The following is a 19,728-nucleotide window of genomic DNA, read 5'->3' as shown; positions in this document are numbered from 1 at the left end:
TTTTGCTGACTTGAATGAGTTTTAGATTACTATCCTTTTGGAATGCTAGTGCCGTCTAGACACGGTAACTCGGATTCGTATCGTTATGGGTTTAATGGCATGGAGAAAGATGATGAGCTAATTGGTGGTGAAGGGAATATTTACAATTTCGGAGGAAGAATGTATGATCCTAGAATAGGAAGATTTTTCAAAACTGATCCAAAGTGGCAACAATTTCCGGAATGGTCTCCATATGTTTATGCTTTTGACAATCCAATTAGGCTAATAGATATTGATGGAGAGGGGCCTGGCGATCCTTTACATCATCAATTTTTAATTACAACTGCTCTTCAAATTTATGATGCTGCAAAATCTAAAGGAGCGACTGGGAAAGGAGCTTTATTAATAATGGCTCAGGCTAGTATTGAATCTGGGTATGGAGTTGACGCAATGAGAAGGGGCGATTACAACCTTTTTGGAACTATGACATGTGCTACGTGTGCGGATTATAAAGTTGAAAATGGTCATGGACGTATAAAAGATTTTTCAAATAGTGGAAAGTATGAAGCATCAATAAATAATTATTTTGATAAAAAATTAAAAAAATGGAGCGGAATTGCAGAACTTATTAAACAAGATGATTTTAGTGCTGATGATATAAATAAAGCTTTTTATACAGGTAAATATTTTGAAAATAAGAAAACCAGAAATAAGACTGGGCATGGTTCTTATAATATGGATGATATATCTAACGATGAAACTGTAAATAATAACAAATATGGTGAAGTTTTAGTGGCACAAATGAACTCTTTTAAAAAGAGATTAGTTAATAGTATTGATTATCAGATTAAGAAAAATCAACAAGAAATTACTGAAATAAATAAGAAAAAAGAATCAAGCGGTAATTCCAATACAATAGTAGATCCATTTGTAAAACCAAATAAAGATTTTAATGATTTAAGGATCGAAGCATTACAAAATGATATTGAAAGATTAAATAATGTGAAAAAAGATTTAGTTAATTAAGTATATTATGAGAAAATATAAAGCCATTTATTTTATTATCTTATTGTCGTTATATGGATGTGCCGATAGAAAAAAAGAGGTCAATTCTAAGAAATCTAATTTAATAATTGAAAAAAAAGTAGATGATTCGGCATCATACTTTGAATCGGATACTATTTTTAAGAAAGAGCAGGACTCATATTTAAAAATAGGGAAAGTTGATGATGATTTCCTCAAATTGGATTATAAATTAAAAAAAGAAGAAAAAAGTCACAGTCTAAAAATAAGATATTTTACTGATTCAGATATTATTTTTCCTAAAAATGGTATTGGTATTTTGAATAATAAAAAAACTAGTTTAGAAAGATATTCCTTTTTAAATGATAGTATATTGGTACTACCAATTTTAGGGGTGAATAATACGCTGTCAACTTACATAATTGACCTTAAGAATGAGGTTGTATTAGACGATGATGTTAGAACTTCATTAAGCTTGGTATGGATAAGAAAGAAGGAAAAATCAGAATTAATTTTTTCAGATACTCCTCAAGTTACAGATTCAACTTATAAATATATTTTACGTAAATATGTATTTGAAAAAAATAAACTTAATGAGATAAAAGTGGATTCTGTTTTATTAAAATATAATTTGACAAAAAATTTAAAAAAAGAGTTTAAGTTAATTCGAAAATTTTAAAGTATTCTAAATTATCCAATATTTTTTTATGCTTACGGTTAGCTTGTGAGAGTTCCTAGCTGGAGTGAAAGTCAAGCTCGAGAGCGTGAAGAAAATTGACAAAAACGAAATTAATAAAAAATGAAAACCTCGTAGAAATGCGAGGTTTTTTCTATTATAAATTTAATAAATTACATTACTGTTTTTCATTTATGAATGTTATGAAAACTTTACAGACGATCGCATCTTTTATTATATTTATTGCAAATCAAAAAAAGAAAAATAACCCGATTGCTGGGATATCTCAGCACAACGATAGCGCAGATTTGTAATCTGTGCCCGCAAAGTAAAGCTTCGTGCAGGCGTAAGCGTAAGGCGCGTGAACATAAAGAGAATCGACAAAAAATAAAGTCAAAAAAAAATGAAAAACTCGCAATTCTGCGAGTTTTTTTATTATAAAATATAGAACAAATTAGAGTTCCACTTTTAATTAATAATTCTCCAATTTACTATGCACTTTTTCAATTTCCTTATCCATATAAGCCTGCGCATAATGAACATATCGATTAAAAGAAGTACTAGCATGACTATGACCACTTATTTTACGAACTAAATGTTCTGGCATTCCTAGAATTAATAAAGTCGTAATTGCAGTTCTACGCATCATGTGAGAACTCATTTTATCACAAAAACGATTTTTTGAAGCATCTGTTTTCTTAGTTATTTTTTGAGTTTTACCTTGTTTTTCTCTTGAGACTTCAATAGGACTTGTAAAACCTGCTAGTTCACCAATATGCTTTAAACTTTTATTGAAATTAAACAAACTAATACTTCCAAAAAGAGGGGACTTGTTATTTGAAGATGTATAACGTTGAAAAATAGTTATCGCGTAAGCAGAAAGTTTAATAAAACTAAATGTTTTAGTTTTCTTTGATTTTAGTTTCAAATACCATTCTCCATCTATTTTTTCAAAGTTTTTATTGGTCAACAAAAAGATATCAGAATAACGCAAACCAGTAGAACACCCAAACACAAAAATATCTTTTATACGTCTATAACTTAGTATAAGATTTTGCTCAAATTCTTTATCATGAATTAAAAATTTAAGCTGTTCCGGAGAAAGAACAAAGATTTCTATCTCTTCTTTTCGAACATAAAACAAACGCTGAAAATCACCAGTATTTAGATCTTTATCGTTCTTTAAGTAATTAAAAAAAACGCGAATTACTTTTATATTGGCACCAACATAATTGTCATGACAGCCTTTTTTATACAAAAAGGCTGTAAACTTTTGATAAAACTTTTTCCAATAGCTTTTCTCAGATGCAAACTCTCGTTTGTCTAGTTTTGAAGCATCACATATACGCAATTCAAATTTGGTTTCAGTTGAAAACTGAATCAAGTTATTTAATACATATTTATAGTTTTGTATTGAATCTACTTTTATTCTTTCTCCATTTTTTTTAAGCCGTTTACCTGTTTCTGTTTCTTTTATGAATTGTTTGAATAACGGAATAAATGGAGTTGTTTTTTTCATGGATTATTTTTCTTTTTTTGATTTTCAATAAATATAATAAAAGACGTGATCGTCTGTAAAGTTTTCATAGTATTAGGAAATGAAAAACATTGCTCTGATTTGTTAAATTTTAGAATATAAAAACCTCGCAGAGATGCGAGGTTTTGATTTTTATTAAATTTGTTTTTGTTGATTTTCTTCATTTTTAGTAGCAAGATCTCCCAGTCAACGTGTTGTTAAGTGCATAAAGGCAGAAACCTTTGAGAGGGAATTTTTAATTCAATAGCTTTTTGCTAGAAAATGAGTAACAACACTTTTGATAAAATCCTATTTCCGTTTATATTGGGTAATAAATAATAAAAGAACAACAATTGTAAATACTAAAACAATTGAATACAAATTAATTATGTATTTAAATACTTCAGAGAAAAGAATCCAAATAAAACTGACTAAACAAAATAAAACTAATTTTAGGTTCTTTTTTTTGTTAAAGATTTTAAAAGGAACAAACGAATAGCATAATAATATAAGTTCAGAAATTAACAACAGAACTGAGGCAAAGAAATTTGTATTAAAATTATATAGTTTTAATGCATAAAAAATATCTAATACTTGAGATTCCCAGAAATATAAATTCCTAGTGTCTAACCCCAATTCGATAAAAGAAATAGATAAAATCAATAATAAATTAATTAATCTAATTACTGGAACCTGGACTTTCATTATCATTTAATTTAATTGGTAAACTTTTAAGTTTTTTAACTGCTTCTACAGGATCTGAATTACCATTTATAAATCTGTTTATTATTTTAGCTGTAGGCTTAGTAAGTGTATTATCAATATTTGTGTGACCAACACCTTCCAATTTTGCATTAATCAATTTAGTTTGTGTAGGGTCAACTGCCGTTGCTTGTCCACCTGATAAATTGAACATCTTTCCCTGAGGAGCTGAAAAATTTATCGCATATCTCACATTTGAAGGAACAGAAAAATCTCTCGCATAAGTTTTTGGATGACTATTTGCGTCAGCTGCATCAACAGTTATTAATAAATCCACTTTAATCTCATACAAATCTAATTCTTTGACAACATCTGCTAAATTAGATGCTCCTAAACTATGACCTAAAAGAACGACTTTTCCATTAGGCTTATTTTTTTTGAAGTGATATATAGTTGTAATAATATCTTGAGTTGTTAGCATACTATTATTTGTTCCAGAAAAAGTTAAAACTTCTGTTTTTTTATTATTGCTTACAATTGTACCAAATCCTTTATCTCTTGCTGGCAAATTACCAACGGTATGGTTATCTACTTGAGTATGGTTTGGGGAAGCAACATCTGTATCTTTGTTATCAGCACCTTGTGCAATAATAACAAGATTTTCTGTTTCAGGTTTTGTTAAAGCTGCTTCTAATCCTTCCAATTCAATAGCATCCATAACTCTATTCTCACTAAATGCATAAGGAGAATTATAAGCATATTTCTTAAACAACGGATCCACCGCAAAGAACCTACCAATCCTAGGATCATGCATACGATAAGTATAATTAAGCGAATTCCCCTCGCCCTTAATCTCATCATCTTTCTCCTGTCCTTGGAACCCGTATCTATACGAATCCGAGTTACCGTGTCTAGACGGCACTAGCATTCCAAAAGGATAGTAATCTGAGAAGCTTGTTACATCTGCTGTAAAATGATCTCCATCGAAAATACTTCTATCTGTAATTACCGTAAGAACGTTACCTAAATGGTTCGATAATTCGTACTGTTTGTCACCTACAAAACGGTAAGCGGTGATTGGTTCGCGGGCAATGGCATTTTTACCTTCTCCTTGTGCTTCACCTTCGCAGACGTCACCAATACCATTTTTGTTGTTGTCTGTTTGGTCGGTATTTGGTTTCGCTATGCAATTATCGCAAACGTCACCAACACCATCACCATCTGTATCTTTTTGATCAAAGTTAGCTTTATTTTTGCAATTATCGCATACATCGCCTACACCATCGCCATCAGCGTCTGCTTGGTCGGTATTTGCAGTAGTACGGCAATTATCGCATACGTTTCCAACGCCATCATTATCATCATCTTCCTGACCAGGATTGAATGTGTAAGGACAGTTGTCCTGCGTATCTTTTACACCATCGCCGTCTATATCTCCTTCTTTAGATCCGCAGAAAGTTTGTGCAAAATTTACAGTTGTAAATGCAGGCTCACTATTGAATGGTTTATTATTCGTTAAAGTCATAAGCTGTCCATTTATAGAACCTGCATAATCTCCTGATGTTTCATCAAAACTGTATTCGTTCACTTTTAATTCTTCAGGATCTTGACCGTTATTAATAGAATAGCTGAAATCGCATAATTCAGCTTTTAAAGCTTCATACCTAACAAGATCTCCACCAGGACGATAACTTATTGTTGTTGCGCCAAGTGAATTCATAGGAAGTTTAATGCTAAGGTCTGCAGAACCGCTACTCATAGCCTTATTTTCTTCACCGTTCATTTCTGTAACCGTTGTTTGGGCTACTGCATTATAAACGTTTCCGTTAATAGTCAATTGTACCGTATAATTAGATCCTTTAGTAGCGCCTTCTTTGATGACAGCTTTAATGTCCCATTCGTCTTCTGGTATTGCTAAATCCCCTATTTTATAGTCTGTTCTATATCTATAGCTTCTATAACTGTAGCGTCTGTTACCAGAGTTATTTTTGTACCAGTTGTGGTTTCTTCTGTATTTAACAATAGAAATGTATGGTTTATAACCAGTTGCAGTTTTCTCAACAGATAGAAATAAAGAGCTTAAATAAGAAAAAGTGCCGTCCTGTGGCCATTTTTGCCCTTCTTTTAAAGTTCCATGAAGCGCAGCAAGCAGTTTTACTTTATTATTATCTGATTCATTGATCTTTAAGTGCCCATTAAGTGTCACAGATTTTGTTTTTGTAAATGAGTTATCAAATAAGTTGATAGAATTTCCTTCAACTTCCATCCACGAAGCATTATCGGTTGGCTGATCAAAGTTTAGTCCTGACTGAGCGCCTTCTGTTGCAAGAGCACTTGTCTGCATTAAACTTACAGATTCTGTACTTGCCATTTTACTGCTCATTGCAGCCATTCTTAACTGCTGTGGAACTGTTTCCTGACTGATTTGTGTTCTGTGTTTTTCAGCTCCAAGTCGGCTGCTTCCATAGATGTCTTGTTCTACAAGGAAATAAGTAATTTGGTTTCCTTGTTTAATCATCTCATAAGTGCTCAGCACATTGCCTTGTGCGTCGCGCAGGTAATAGGTTGTCGTTGTTTTAGAAGCTGTTGCCACAGTTTTAGCAATTCTATTACCTAAACCATCATACTCAAAACTGATAACGGTTCCGTTATTTTTGGTAACCGATTTAACTTTGCCATCTACACGCCAGTCAATTTGGATTCCTTCCTGTTTGTCTTGAGTTAATTGGCCAATGTTGTCATAAACATAATTTTCGTCTTCAATTTGGTTGTCTATATCCAAAGAAGTATCATTAGGTGCTCCATTTGTAAAGACATCATTTGCAATAGCATCTTTTACATTTTTTAATCGGTTTGTACCCGAGTAATAATTGTATGTTAACTGATCCATTGGTGTAATTGCACCATTTTTAGGAGCAGAATTGAACATCGTTTTTAAATTACCGTTTTTATCATAACTGTACTGAGAAGCATAACTATTAGAAACCGTAGTTCCAAGAATAGACTTAGAAGTCATTTCTTTAATTCGGTTCAGCTGGTCGTAGCTGTAGAAATTAAACTGTGTCGGAACGATGTTTTGGTTGTGGTCTGTCAATGACGTAACCATTTCTTTAATATTTCCGTTATACAGATCATTGTCTGCTTTTGCCAGATTCTGTTCTTTGCTATAGCTGAAAATAGCATTGTCTCTGCTTCCAGAACGCGATTTATAATCACCATTATAGTAATTTAAGGCAAAACCAAAAGCATCCTGAGCTACATTTAATCCATCTTTTCCTGCATCGAAATCTTTTCCGATTCTTTCTGAATTGACACCTTTTAACCAGCCTTGAAGCGTATAGATGTAATCTAGACCTTGTACTTGTTTATCTCCAAGATCTATACGAGCCAATGGTCCGTGATCGTAGTATAAATAGTTAGCTTCTTTTTCCCAGATAATATTGTCTTTACTGGTATAAACCTCTTTGATTCTATTATCGGCATCGTATTGGTAACGGTGAATAAACTGTTCATTAGCATCATTTGGCTGATAGGTTACTTTATTTACGTTTCCACTAATTAAATCATAATCGTAAACTATTTTTTTTCTTGCAACACCCATTCTTTTCAGTGAAGCATTATTATTGTTATGAACTAGCTCTTTAACGTTTCCGTGAACATCATAGTCATAGAAAACTCCGTTTGAATAAGTATCTAAAGCCGACTGTCTGGTAAGTGTATCAAAGTACAATACTGCAGTTACTCTTTTATGATTATTATCTGAACCATAAGATGTAAACCAGCTTTCTGTATCTTTTACAGGGCGATCATAAATAGTTCTGGTTACTTGTTCCGTATTATCTGCAACATTATATGGGTAATTGATTGTTGTTTTTACTGCATCAGTAGGAATCGGATTGTTGCTGGCATCAACCAATCTTCCGTTTTCATTGATAGATAAAGCGATGCCTGCTTTAGTTTTTAACTGACCTGCTTCGGTAATTCTTCCAAGGAAGTCATAGCGAGTATAACTAAATTGCGAGTTTCCAACCTGATTGCTGTTCTGGCTAGCTATAATTCTGCCTAATTCATCGTAAGCAAAACGCGTTTCTCCACCGTCTGGAGTTTTTTGCCACACAAGCTGATTCAATGAATTATAACGATATTGAGTCTGAAGTGTATTTGAAGGTGTGACCTTTTGTCCATTCACATCTGCAGTATCTTCCTTTAGCGCGTTATTTTTACGGATATCATTAATAGTTTCATTTGAAGCTGCTGTAATGCGCTGCACGCCCTCAGGTGGTACAGTTTGAACTAAATTTCCAGCTTGGTCATAATAATATAAAGTATATTGGTATTCTTTATCAATAGCCGTTTTGGTTAAAGTTTCTTTTAAATCTTCAAAAGCCGCTTTAAGATATTTTTGTTTAAAAGCTTCTTTTTTCTCTTCATAGAAAGCATCAGAAACTTGTTGGATATTGATATCGTTTATTGCTTTTTTATAGATTTCACAAGGCGTTTTTGTTCCTGGATCTGCTGGAAGTTCTAAACTAAATGATGGAGTTAGAGTCGCTGGTGCACAAATTTTATTTGTTGTAACATATGCATTTGCAAAATCGTTCCAGTTTTTAGTTTCTCCTACTGGATTTGTAGTTTGTGTCTGTATGTAAGCATAATATGCATTTATAGCAGCAGATGTTTCCGTATTTCCGTATTTCAGATTAGTGCTTCCAAATTCTGCAATAGTTAAAAACATTGCATCTTGCGGAGTCTTAACATTGAATTTAACCAAATAGTCTACATACTCTTTACTAATATAACCATAATTAGCTTCACAGAAGAAAACACCATTGTCTTTTAATTTTTTTGGAAGATCGTATGTAGGCATCTGAGCAGTCATACGAGTTTTGAATTCCTGCCATTTGTCTCCGCAGACTACTGGAGTTACTGTTGGGGGAATGCAGATGTCACTGCAGGTTGGTGTGCCTACAATTAATGGTGTTGCAGATTGAGTTGTTAACCGAGCAGCACTAGAAATTGAGTTTTCAGTTATTTTAATAGCGCCATTTTCATCAATGGTCATTGTAGCTATATCAGTATTTGATATAGAAGTAATTCTTGCCATTTTAGATTGAATAATTGGTTTACCTAATTCAAAGAAATTACACAGATTAGTTGCAAAACCAGAGCCACTACCATCAGGATATCTTTGTACTGATATTGAAAAAGAAAAGCTACCTGTGCTAAAAATAACATTTCCGTTAGTATCTGTATAGCTAATGTCAATAATATTATCATATCTTCCTGGATTTGGTTTAATATCCAAAGAGTTGATTTGCTTTATGTTTGATAGAGGAAGAATAATACTAATTGATCCTGTATAGTAACTATCTACTGATCCGAAGTAAGGAAAATTACTAAAAGACATAAAAATATTATTATCTCCTTGAGAGATACTGTATTCATCAAATATTATGGGAGCTTGATTATTTGATGATGATCTAGCTAAGATATTAGTGTAGCGCTCTCTAATTTTTGATTCCTCCAGAAAAGTACTAACATGTGAATTACTAGAAACGTATTCGTAATTTGAATTGGGATTTCGTCCTTTAGTAAATTTACCATAAGGCCCTACTATATGATTTCCAGGAATTAAAAAATTAATTAACACATTTTTGAAATTATCTTCAAAAGTATTTTCATCACTAATAAAATTTGAACATGCATCGATTTTTTCAGGCTCAGCAGGAACAGCAGGGTGAGCATTGTTCATAAACTGGCAGAAGGTTGCGCTATAGCCATGATAGAATGTTGGATAAGCGGTATTACTTATTTTTACATTTTCGACAACTGACGTGACGTTATTAGAATTTATGTAATTAACACGAGCATATCGTCCATCGATGATATCAATAGAATTTATCTGTTTGATTCCTTCAGTAATATTTGGAAAAGATAAAACAATCTGTCCTTGCTCATCATCATTGCTATTTTGAAAGAAAAAGGCTAATGAAGGAGTGCTACTTTGGTTATTATAAGAAAAATAAAATTTAGCTAATGTTACAGTAGGGACTGTAGGTACATCTGGATAAAAGTAATGTTTATAATTATAATCCAAATAAGATTGAAAATGGCTTACCAGATTTGATGAAATAATAAACTGTTTCATCGTAGGATTATTAGATGAATTTTGAATAACCCCACTTGTAAAATTAGCTAACCCTTCATTAAATGCATTTTTTAAGTTTTCTTCATAGATTGCTTCAGCATTTTCTGTTAATTGACAGGCGTTAACAGTGTTAGAAGGAATGGTAGGATTACCACAAAGATCACCATATCCATCGCCATCATAATCCCATTCTCCACAAGGTGCACAGCACGCAAAGTATAATGGTTTTTTGGTTCCTGTCAAAATTCCCCAGTTTGTTGTTTCTGGAACAATTCCAGATTTCATATGTTTTATAGTAACGGAATTATTATAAGGAGATACCGAAATATCAACAATTCGCCCCAAGACAGGTCTTATATTTCTTGGTGAATAAAATACTCTTCTATTATTTACAAATATAGAAAATGCAAAACCGTCTGTATTTGGTAAATCAGCCATTGTTTCTCTCCAAATGACAGTATCTTCGTCTTTGATTCCAAAATAGGTGCGTAAATAGCTAGATTTAAAAACTACATTATTTGTAATGTCGACATCTTCAAATTTAAATAATTGATTGTTAGATTGTAAGTTTAAGATCAAATCTTTATAAGCACTTACAAAAAGTTCTTTTTTATTACATTGAGAGTCCTCAAATGCAATAGTTTCACCAACTCCTACACCTCCTGTAAAATGACATTCTCCCACAGCTGCTTTAGTATATCCTTCAATAATAATTTCTTCTGGAGTGATACAAGTTGGAGTAGTTCCTTTACGGACAATAGTTGCTAAAATTTTAAATTTAAAAGTTTTGGTAGTTGCCTCGTATGATTCGTAATGAATATTTTTGAAGCCTGCAATGTCTTCCCATTTTGGAGGATCTACACTTTCTCCGCATGGATTTTTATAGCTCTCAATACCGGTTAATTTTAAGACAATAGGAGTTGCAATGCTATTTGCACCAACCATAAAATCTATTTCTAATTCAGAATTTTGAGATCCCGTTTTGCGACCTAAAATTCTTGGGGAAAGTGAAGCAGAACTTAAATCAAATCCTGGATTAACCTGTGCATTAAAAATACCTGCTGTTAAATATGGCATACTGTAAGTAGGAACATCTAATAATAAACCATTTGGCTGAATATTAGGATCTACTAAACCTTTTAAAAATGTTTCCATATCCAGAGCCAAAGGACATTTTCCTGTTTCTAAGTATAAATTAGCATTGGCTTTGGCGTCTGCAACAGCCATAGCTGCTTGGTCTTCTAGACCTGAATCATAACTATAATCTGCTGGTACAAATCGTTTTTCTTTTTCGTAAAAGAACGGCGCGATTTCTTCGTAACAAATTGGCAGCAAATCAATCATGCCTTCTGGTTTTTCAGGGGTTACAGACTGACTTGTGGTGATTAAATTTGTTACGTTGTCAAAGTTTTTATCACTGTTGGTGTTGTATTTTTTCAGAAGTGTTTTATAGGTTTCTTTACTTTGTTTATTTCCAATGCAGTCATTGTTCATCCACTTTTTATTCGCATAAATATGAGTAAAGACAGTTCTTGTTTTTTCTTTTAAGGCAATGTAATATGCTTTAAAATTAGACCATATTCTTTGTTTTAAATAAGGATCAAGAAGACTTCTGATATCACTAAGTAAATCTGAATTGTTTTTTGCTAAAATATTTTGATAAGCAGTAACAGGTGTCAAACCATTAGAAAATGCAGCAAAATAATAAGCCGTCTGTAACATATTCATTTTAACTTTAGTCCCTTGCGAGTTTGTAAAAGTTATTCCATCAAAACTATTCTCAAGTCCTTCTTTCATGATATTTTTACGGACATCAAATTCTGCTTGAGTTTCAATTGAATTGTCTAGTTTGGTATAAAAAGGGTCAATACTAGAATAAGATCTTATAAGATTATCTATAGTTCCTGCACTTGCGAAAATTGTTTCGTTTCGTTGCGGGTTTTCAGTATTGTAATATTCTAAATCTCTTAATTTCGCATCAAAACCATCAGAGTTTTCACTGTTAATGCTGTTGTTGCATACGGCAGCATTATATTCATAATATCTGTATTCTGGGTGATATGGCAATAATGCTTTTGCCCAGCTTGACTGCCAAATTTTTAGAAAATCGGAAACGTTGCTTAAGTACTGAGGTGCAACTAGAAAATAGTTTTCGTCATCACTATTTGGATCGTTTCTTACAGGAATAGTTCCGTTGTCTTCAATAGCTCTTAAGTTAGGAGTGTAAGTTCCATCTTCATTTTTAAAAACCGAAATTTCAGATGGTTCACCATTTTCATTTTTATATCCTCCAAGTTTTGGATATCGCCAATGCGCTTTTGTTCTGTATTCTGTTTCATTCAGTCCAGTATCAGGATTTTTATCGGTTACAATGTTGTAACCATTGTATAAAAGCTGATTGTTTTCGTTGAAGACGCTTACAGGATCTAAATCATTGGCAACTTCCGTTGCGTCAATTGTTTCTAAACCAATAATAGAACCATATTGCCCTCCCGGACTTACATCTGCAAGGAGAATCTCTTCATTGATGCTGCATAAACTGGCAGGCTGGTTGCATAATTCTCGGCAGCTTGTGATTAGAGTTCTAAATTCTCTTTGATAGTGTGCTGTGTAAGATGTCGTTTCCTCCGGAGTAAGCGCAATGGTTGGCATATTAGCAGCAACATAATTTGTTTGTGCTGTTAAAATGTAAGGCTCTCTTTTAGCAGTATCTCCTAGACTGCTTTCATCTGTTGAAAAATGACTTGAATATGCAGCTTTATCAGATGCGTCTAGATATGAACTAACCAAAGCTTCTTCACAGCTTCTGCAGGTAACGTTACAGTCTGTTTCTAGAATTACTTCATTAAATTCTGTTAGTACTGGTTTACATGCCGTACCATTTTTTAGTTCGTTAACATAATCGTCAGCATATTGATTTAATGCTTGTGCATTTATCTGTAAATTTTTGCTAAGACTATATTTTCCTTCTTCCAATGGAAGAAAGCTGCCGTCCTTTTTTTTGATTTTCCCTTCAAATAATTTATTGGTAAAGTCTATTGCTGAAGGCGAAAATGAATTGGTGCTGATTGTTCCAATTTGAGCTGATAAAGGGGAATTGTTTGTAGTATATAATAATTCGTTTGCACAATCATCTGTCATTGTCATTGACCAATCGTAAACAAATGGATAGTATTTGCCAGGCAAACATTCGTCATTAAAACTTCCTGCTGTTTTAGTTAGTCCGTAGTTAAAAGTAATGGCGTCTTTTTTAACAACATTTACTGAAGTATTTAATTGGATTCCATCTTCTGTAAGACCGCTGTTTCCTGAAGCATACTTGTCGTTATTAACCAATAAATTTTCGGTTGTATTAATGTGCAAAGTCCCGTCTGTTTCATCCAATAAAGGAGTAAGATTTCCCTTTTTATCGCCAGCAAGAGCAGTTGCAATGGTTCTGCCTTGAGGATCGAGATAGCTTACGCTTACTTGTCCGTTTGGGTCAATCACGGTATTTTTTTTGTAATGAGATGCGTCACCCACTTTATAGCCAAATAATCTGTTAAGTTCAGCTTGAGATGGGGTTCCGTAAAAATATTTCATTTCATGACCCGAACCAATTTGATGATCTTTGCCAACACCACCTTTGCTACTAATACGACCTGTATTATCAGGTGTATAAACAGTTTGAGAGAATGGTAACAAAGCGGCATCTGGAACTAAATCCTGATGATTATTGCTTGTAGCATTATTTTCAGAATAGTACTTGCTTGAACCAGAAGTATTGGCCATTTTGCTGATAACTGCAGGAGCACAGCTTTTGTCATCTGAATTATCCCAATCAAAATCTTTGTGGGTGTAAATTGAATTTGACTGGCTGCTTTTATTTAAATCCGGATAGAAGTGGATTCCAGAAGACTCTACAGGCGCTGGCAAAACTTCAATGGCAGGACGGCCCTGGTTATCGTAGATGACCTCGCCGACAACTGCTTTGTTGTTGGAGTTTACTTTGGTAACAGTCTGACGATTGCGAAGAGATCCGTCAAAATAGCTAACCACTTCTTTTTTCTTTCCGTCTTCGGCAAATGAAGACTGGTACTGCCAGTTTTTCTTGCCCGTTTCATGGTTCGCATCAATGGTAAGGAAATGTGGCCAGTCGCTGATTAACTTGTGAGACTCCAAAAATCCTGAAGTCCAGTTTCCATAGTAATTTTTAGAAATATCACTCAAAAATCGCCCGACTGGTCGTACTCTGTAAATAATATAACCTTTTGAATATACTAGTGGAATTTTATAAAAAATATCTTTCGTTTGGATTCTTGTACTGTTAAGCCTAAAATCCTGATCAGTTAAAGCAATTTGGTTTGGTAGAAGAGTTTCTCCATTTTCAGCAAAATTATCAATCCATGTCCATTCCAATTCATATTCTACAGCAGGAGCAACATTGTCTTTACTCCATGAAATTAGAATTTCATCAGCTCCATCGCTTACGCTATTTACCTCGACTTGTTGAGTTCCATTGGTTCGAATAAAAGTATGTTTTAACGGAAGGACAGAACTTGATTGAGTGCTGCTGAGCTGAAGGTTATAATAACGGTCTGTGGTAAACTTTAATTGCAAATAGGCTGGTGAATTATCAACAGTTATTGTACCTGATTGATTGTAATACCTAATAGACATTACTTGTACATCTGCCCTGTGAATTCCAGGCAGATTATAAGTAGCATAGTCATCAAATTGACTGCTTTTTGTTGCATTATCATGTTTAATTGTTAATGTAACAAGATTAGGATAATTTACATCAGTATTATTTACGTCCTTATAACTAGTCTTTTTTACGTCTAAACTGTCATATGGAGTTATTTTTAGCTGTACTTCACTATAATAAATTTTAGAGTTTCCAGCAGTATTAGTCTTTTCTTCATCAAAACCAAAATGAATAGAAACGGTCGGATTTATGGATGTAAAAACTCTCTGTTTTTTTATGTCAGAATATTTTGGATCAGCAACCTTTAAAATTGGCTGGCCTTCTAACTGATTTCCAACTTTTTTATCACTTAAAAATGTTTCCTGCTGTGCAGAGAGCAACAGAGAAAAAAGTGTAAATATAAATGCCGTTAAATATTTATTTATAAACATATATCTGATTTTATTAATTGGAAATGGTTCTTTGGTCAGTTATTTCGTAATTCTTTATCTTTTCGGCTGGCTGAAACTTGTTTTTCCCAGATGATGCCAAATAAGATTTGGTCGAAAAAAGTGAAGAATTTACAGATCTTCGATTAAAGTTTGTATTTGTAACTTCTAATCTGGGATGATAATTCTTAGGGCTTTTGTAATCCTTTGAAAAATTAACTGCCGTACTGTAGAAAAATGTAGATTTCTGTAGAAAATACTTTTTTGTTATCTGTAAGACAATTTTGGAATAGGGAAGGCTGGAATAGTTTTTAGCTGTTAAGACAATTTCCCAGTATGTTTTAAAATCCTTAAAAGATTCCACTTTACAAAGTTCGAATAGAGGTTTGATATCTAGGCTTCCGAAGTAATTTTTTAGCGGATCTGCAATTTGTACTGCTTTTTCGGAATGGCTTATTTTTAGATTTATTGTTTTTGAATTCAGTATTTCGGTCTGATCAATTTTCATGTAAACTTCATTAAGGTCATTTTTAACAAAAATGCCTTTATAGGCCTGCTCAACTTTTTTTGAATCGGCGCTTTTATATAAAACATAACTGGAGTTGTATTGTAGAGGAGCAGCTATGGTGTACTGTTTTCCAATTTGCTGCATTACTTCGCTTGCTGTTTGGCAATATGTAGATGTGCCTAGTGCCAAAAAGTTTATAAATAGTATTATTTTATTAAGCATGAGTATTAATTATTAATGTAATTACCAGAACGGGTTTCCTGTATTGTTTTTATTCCTTTTGCAGTTTCTTTCTTGACTCTCACTAATCCTCCTTCATTATCATATTCGTAGAAAGTAGAGTAGTTGTTTTCATCAAGTTCAGACATGAGTTTGAAGGTTTCTGAATCATATACAAAAGTTTTTACGCTTCCATCAACTGGATGGATTCTTAAATCATCAAAGTAAACCGGTACTCCGCCGCTTTTATTTTCAAGTTCAATTCCTATTGTCCTAGTTCCTTTAGGAATTACAAATTTGTATGTGATTCTCTGCCAGCCATCAATAATATCTCCTTTTGCAAACAGTGTATCAACTTTCATGATGTATCTGTCGTCTGTAGTATTTACATTGTTGTAGTAAATTAAATTGATTGCGGCATTTTCATAAGTTTTAACCTGAATTGCAGATTCTTCTTTTACCCAAGCGCTAAGCATGTATTCTTTTTCTGGCGAAGGCTGAAAAGTCAAACAGTCAGAGCAATAATTTTTATCTGTAGGATCGCCACATGTGAATTTGCTAAGCTTTAAATTATCAGACAGATAAGCTTCATTTTCTGATTTTGCAAGCGAATCAAAACTTTGGAACCCGTAATAGTCATAACTGAAATCATCAATTTTAGCTTGAGGGTATTCTGTTTCTGGAAGACTTAATAAATATTTTAATGATGTTCTTAGAAGAGGAACACTTCTAGACTCTGAAGCACTAGCAGTTAATGCTTGAACATAGTTAGGATCTTCACTTCTTGCAAGAACATTGTTCGTGATTCCGCCATCAACATAAAATCCATTTTCAATACCTAAAACATATAAATGCGGTTTGTCTATACTATTATCTAAAGTGCTTTTTGAATTGCTGAATCTTGACATTGTCTGATCTCTAAGAGCTTCAACATTTGTTGTTTCACATCCATCTGTAAACATTAATACAACATTTGGTTTCATAGAAAGATTTAGAGCATAATCTAAACCACTTTTCCAAAAATCAGAAGAAGCACTTACACCATTCACTTTTCCATTACGGTTTCCGTAAGCGTCAATCCATCTATTAAATTCAGTTAGGGTAGAAGAGGTTTCATTGCTCACTCTTGTCGGTTGTACGTGATCTGTTCTTTTATTACTATCGCTATCAGACATTCCGATTAATGAAACATAGATGTTTGATTGTAATTTATCGTTATCGTTAGCTTGTTGCTGAATATATTTTCTAAGTTGCGTTTTGATTTTCTCCATTTGTGGAAGACTAATTGAGCTTGATTCATCTACAACTATTGCAACATGTGAGATACAGTATAATTCTGAACAGAAATTGATATGATTTACATAACTGATAACATTACTTGATGGAGTAGTGGTTAATTTAGTTACGATTTCATCATTTTCATAATCATCTAGATTAAAGTCAGCAACAGTATTTCCGTTTAATGAAATTTTTACATCATATTCAGAATGGTCAGAAAATGAAAATGCCACAAATCCTTGCTGTGTATCATGCACAAAATTGTATATAGCAGGTTTTTTATCTTTTACATAAAATTCAAAAGCTTTAAGCTCGTCGCAAGTATATCCGTCAACAATAGTTTCAGCAGGAAGTGTAAGCAACTTATTAACTAAAGTCTTGAAGATAGATTTGATTTTAGGCGTATTTAAATTGTTTTTAGTACATGAAATAAAATCTTGACATTTCTCAACAATAATGGTTTTTGTGAATTCAAATGTACATTCGTCATTTTTGTAAGCATTTAAATGAATAGTATAGGCCCCAGAACTATTACCAGTAAAAGTATATTCCCCAGTGATATTGGTAACTGGATTTAGCTGTAGCGTACTTCCTGCTTTAGTAGTATACCATTTGTAGGTGAGACCTGTCGATACTGTCTCAAATCCAAGTTTTACAGGCTCATTAACGCATACAACTTCTGTTTGGCATGCCAAAGCAGTAATTTCTTTGGTAAATGTTTTACTGCAGTTTTCAGAATCTGTTACAACCAGCTTTACAAAATAGGCTCCTGGAGTTTTAAATGTATACAAATATTTTCCTGTTGTATTTGAAACGGGAAGCGCCAAAACCTGCCCTAAGGAATTAGTGGTTGACCATTCGTAACGAAAGTTATTGCCAGCAGTTTCAAAAGTAAAACTCACCTCTTCATTTATACAATGAGTTTCTGGTTTGTCAAACATTGTTTTGACTGGGGCATTTAGTACTTCAACAGAAGTTGAATCTATTTTGAATTCCTTAAAATCCTTAGCGAAAGAAGAAAAAGGAAACAAAATCAGAAACAGGATTATGGTTCCGTACTTTTTTATTTTTAAATGATTTGCCATATTACTTTTTTATTACCACTGTAATTATTTTTTGTCTTTTGCCTAATATGCTGAATTGGTTTAAGGTGTACATGTTGTAACACCATTTGTACTTACAATACTTGCGGCTCTCAGTGATTGACACCCATTTTCTAAAGCGCCTACGTAAAATGTACGTTGTACACCGTTTTCATCTAAATATTTAACCCAACAGTTAATTTCTGGTTCATGTAAATCATCGTCTGCCCTCCATCTTCCTTTATAATAAAATGTTTGCAATGGAGTTGTGCAAGTGCCATATGTATTTGCATAAGTTTGCCCGTTAGCGCTAACAACACTTTGGGCTATTGCATTAGCTTGAGCCTGTGTTCCTGCACTATAAATTCCAGCATTTACAGTATATACTACCGAAGAACCTATTTTTCCTGCTGAACAATTGTTTCTAGTAAAAGTTCCGCTAACTGCATTATTATAAAAAATACAAGTACCTTGAGCATTAGCGTAAGCCTGTCCATTAGCATTGACAACGCTTTGGGCAATTGCATCTGCCTGCGCCTGAGTTCCAGCGCTGTAAGATCCTGCATTGACAGTGTAAGTCACGGCAGATCCGTATCCTCCAGCTCCACAGTCGTTTTTAGTGAAAGTTCCGCTGATAGTATTGTTATAAAAAATGCATGATCCATTAGCGTTAGCATAAGCCTGCCCGTTGGCATTTACAACACTTTGGGCGATTGCATCTGCCTGTGCCTGTGTTCCAGCGCTGTAAGATCCGGCATTGACAGTGTAAGTCACGGCAGATCCGTATCCTCCAGCTCCGCAGTCGTTTTTAGTGAAAGTTCCGCTGACAGCATTGTTATAAAAAGTGCATGATCCATTAGCATTAGCATAAGCCTGTCCGTTTGCATTGACAACGCTTTGGGCGATTGCATCTGCCTGCGCCTGCGTTCCAGCGCTGTAAGATCCTGCATTGACAGTATAAGTCACGGCAGATCCGTATCCTCCAGCTCCGCAGTCGTTTTTAGTGAAAGTCCCGCTGACAGCATTATTATAGAAAGTGCATGATCCATTGGCATTAGCATAAGCCTGTCCGTTGGCATTAACCACACTTTGTGCGATTGCGTCTGCCTGCGCCTGCGTTCCAGCGCTGTATGTTCCAGCATTGACAGTATAAGTCACGGCAGATCCGTATCCTCCAGCTCCGCAGTCGTTTTTAGTGAAAGTCCCGCTGACAGCATTATTATAGAAAGTGCATGATCCATTGGCATTAGCATAAGCCTGTCCGTTGGCATTGACAACGCTTTGGGCAATAGCATCTGCCTGAGTTTGTGTTCCCGCACTATATAGCCCTGCTCCAACAATATAGGTTACTGCGTTTCCAATTCCACCAGGACCGCAGTCGTTTTTAGTAAAAGTACCACTTACAGCATTATTGTAAAAACTACAAGAACCTTGAGCATTAGCGTAAGCCTGCCCGTTTGCATTTACATCATTCTGCGCAAG

The 19,728-nt window shown here is 33.9% G+C and carries 6 protein-coding genes and 1 pseudogene; 2 read left to right on the top strand and 5 right to left on the bottom strand.

The features are described from left to right. Positions 1–39: 39 nt before the first annotated feature. Positions 40–1,005: pseudogene (locus DMB71_RS02735) on the top strand (RHS repeat domain-containing protein); the annotation flags it as partial. Positions 1,006–1,012: 7 nt separating this feature from the next. Further along, positions 1,013–1,681 (top strand): hypothetical protein, encoded by a 669-nt coding sequence (locus DMB71_RS02730; RefSeq protein WP_111363466.1) that lies wholly within the window; start codon positions 1,013–1,015, stop codon positions 1,679–1,681. Positions 1,682–2,150: 469 nt separating this feature from the next. Here the strand turns inward: DMB71_RS02730 and DMB71_RS02725 are convergent, their stop codons facing one another. From DMB71_RS02725 to DMB71_RS02695, 5 genes are all read right to left on the bottom strand, one after another. Beyond that, positions 2,151–3,197 carry a tyrosine-type recombinase/integrase gene (locus tag DMB71_RS02725; protein ID WP_111363464.1) on the bottom strand — a complete coding sequence of 349 codons (1,047 nt, stop codon included), beginning with the start codon at positions 3,195–3,197 and terminating at the stop codon, positions 2,151–2,153. A 676-nt stretch (positions 3,198–3,873) separates the two neighbouring features. Continuing rightward, positions 3,874–15,162, bottom strand: coding sequence for a thrombospondin type 3 repeat-containing protein (locus tag DMB71_RS02710; protein ID WP_111363458.1), 11,289 nt, complete (start codon positions 15,160–15,162; stop codon positions 3,874–3,876). Between the two features lie 13 nt (positions 15,163–15,175). Next, positions 15,176–15,889 carry a hypothetical protein gene (locus DMB71_RS02705; RefSeq protein ID WP_162614767.1) on the bottom strand — a complete coding sequence of 238 codons (714 nt, stop codon included), beginning with the start codon at positions 15,887–15,889 and terminating at the stop codon, positions 15,176–15,178. Between the two features lie 5 nt (positions 15,890–15,894). Further along, entirely contained in the window at positions 15,895–18,249 is a 2,355-nt protein-coding gene (locus tag DMB71_RS02700; RefSeq protein ID WP_111363454.1) for a hypothetical protein, read from the bottom strand. Positions 18,250–18,309: 60 nt separating this feature from the next. After that, positions 18,310–19,728 (bottom strand): DUF5977 domain-containing protein (locus DMB71_RS02695; RefSeq protein ID WP_162614766.1); only part of this gene is annotated, 1,419 nt, incomplete at its 5' end.

It is taken from the genome of Flavobacterium tistrianum (genome assembly GCF_003254545.1).
Lineage (GTDB): Bacteria > Bacteroidota > Bacteroidia > Flavobacteriales > Flavobacteriaceae > Flavobacterium > Flavobacterium tistrianum.
This window is presented reverse-complemented; position numbering and strand designations above follow the sequence as displayed.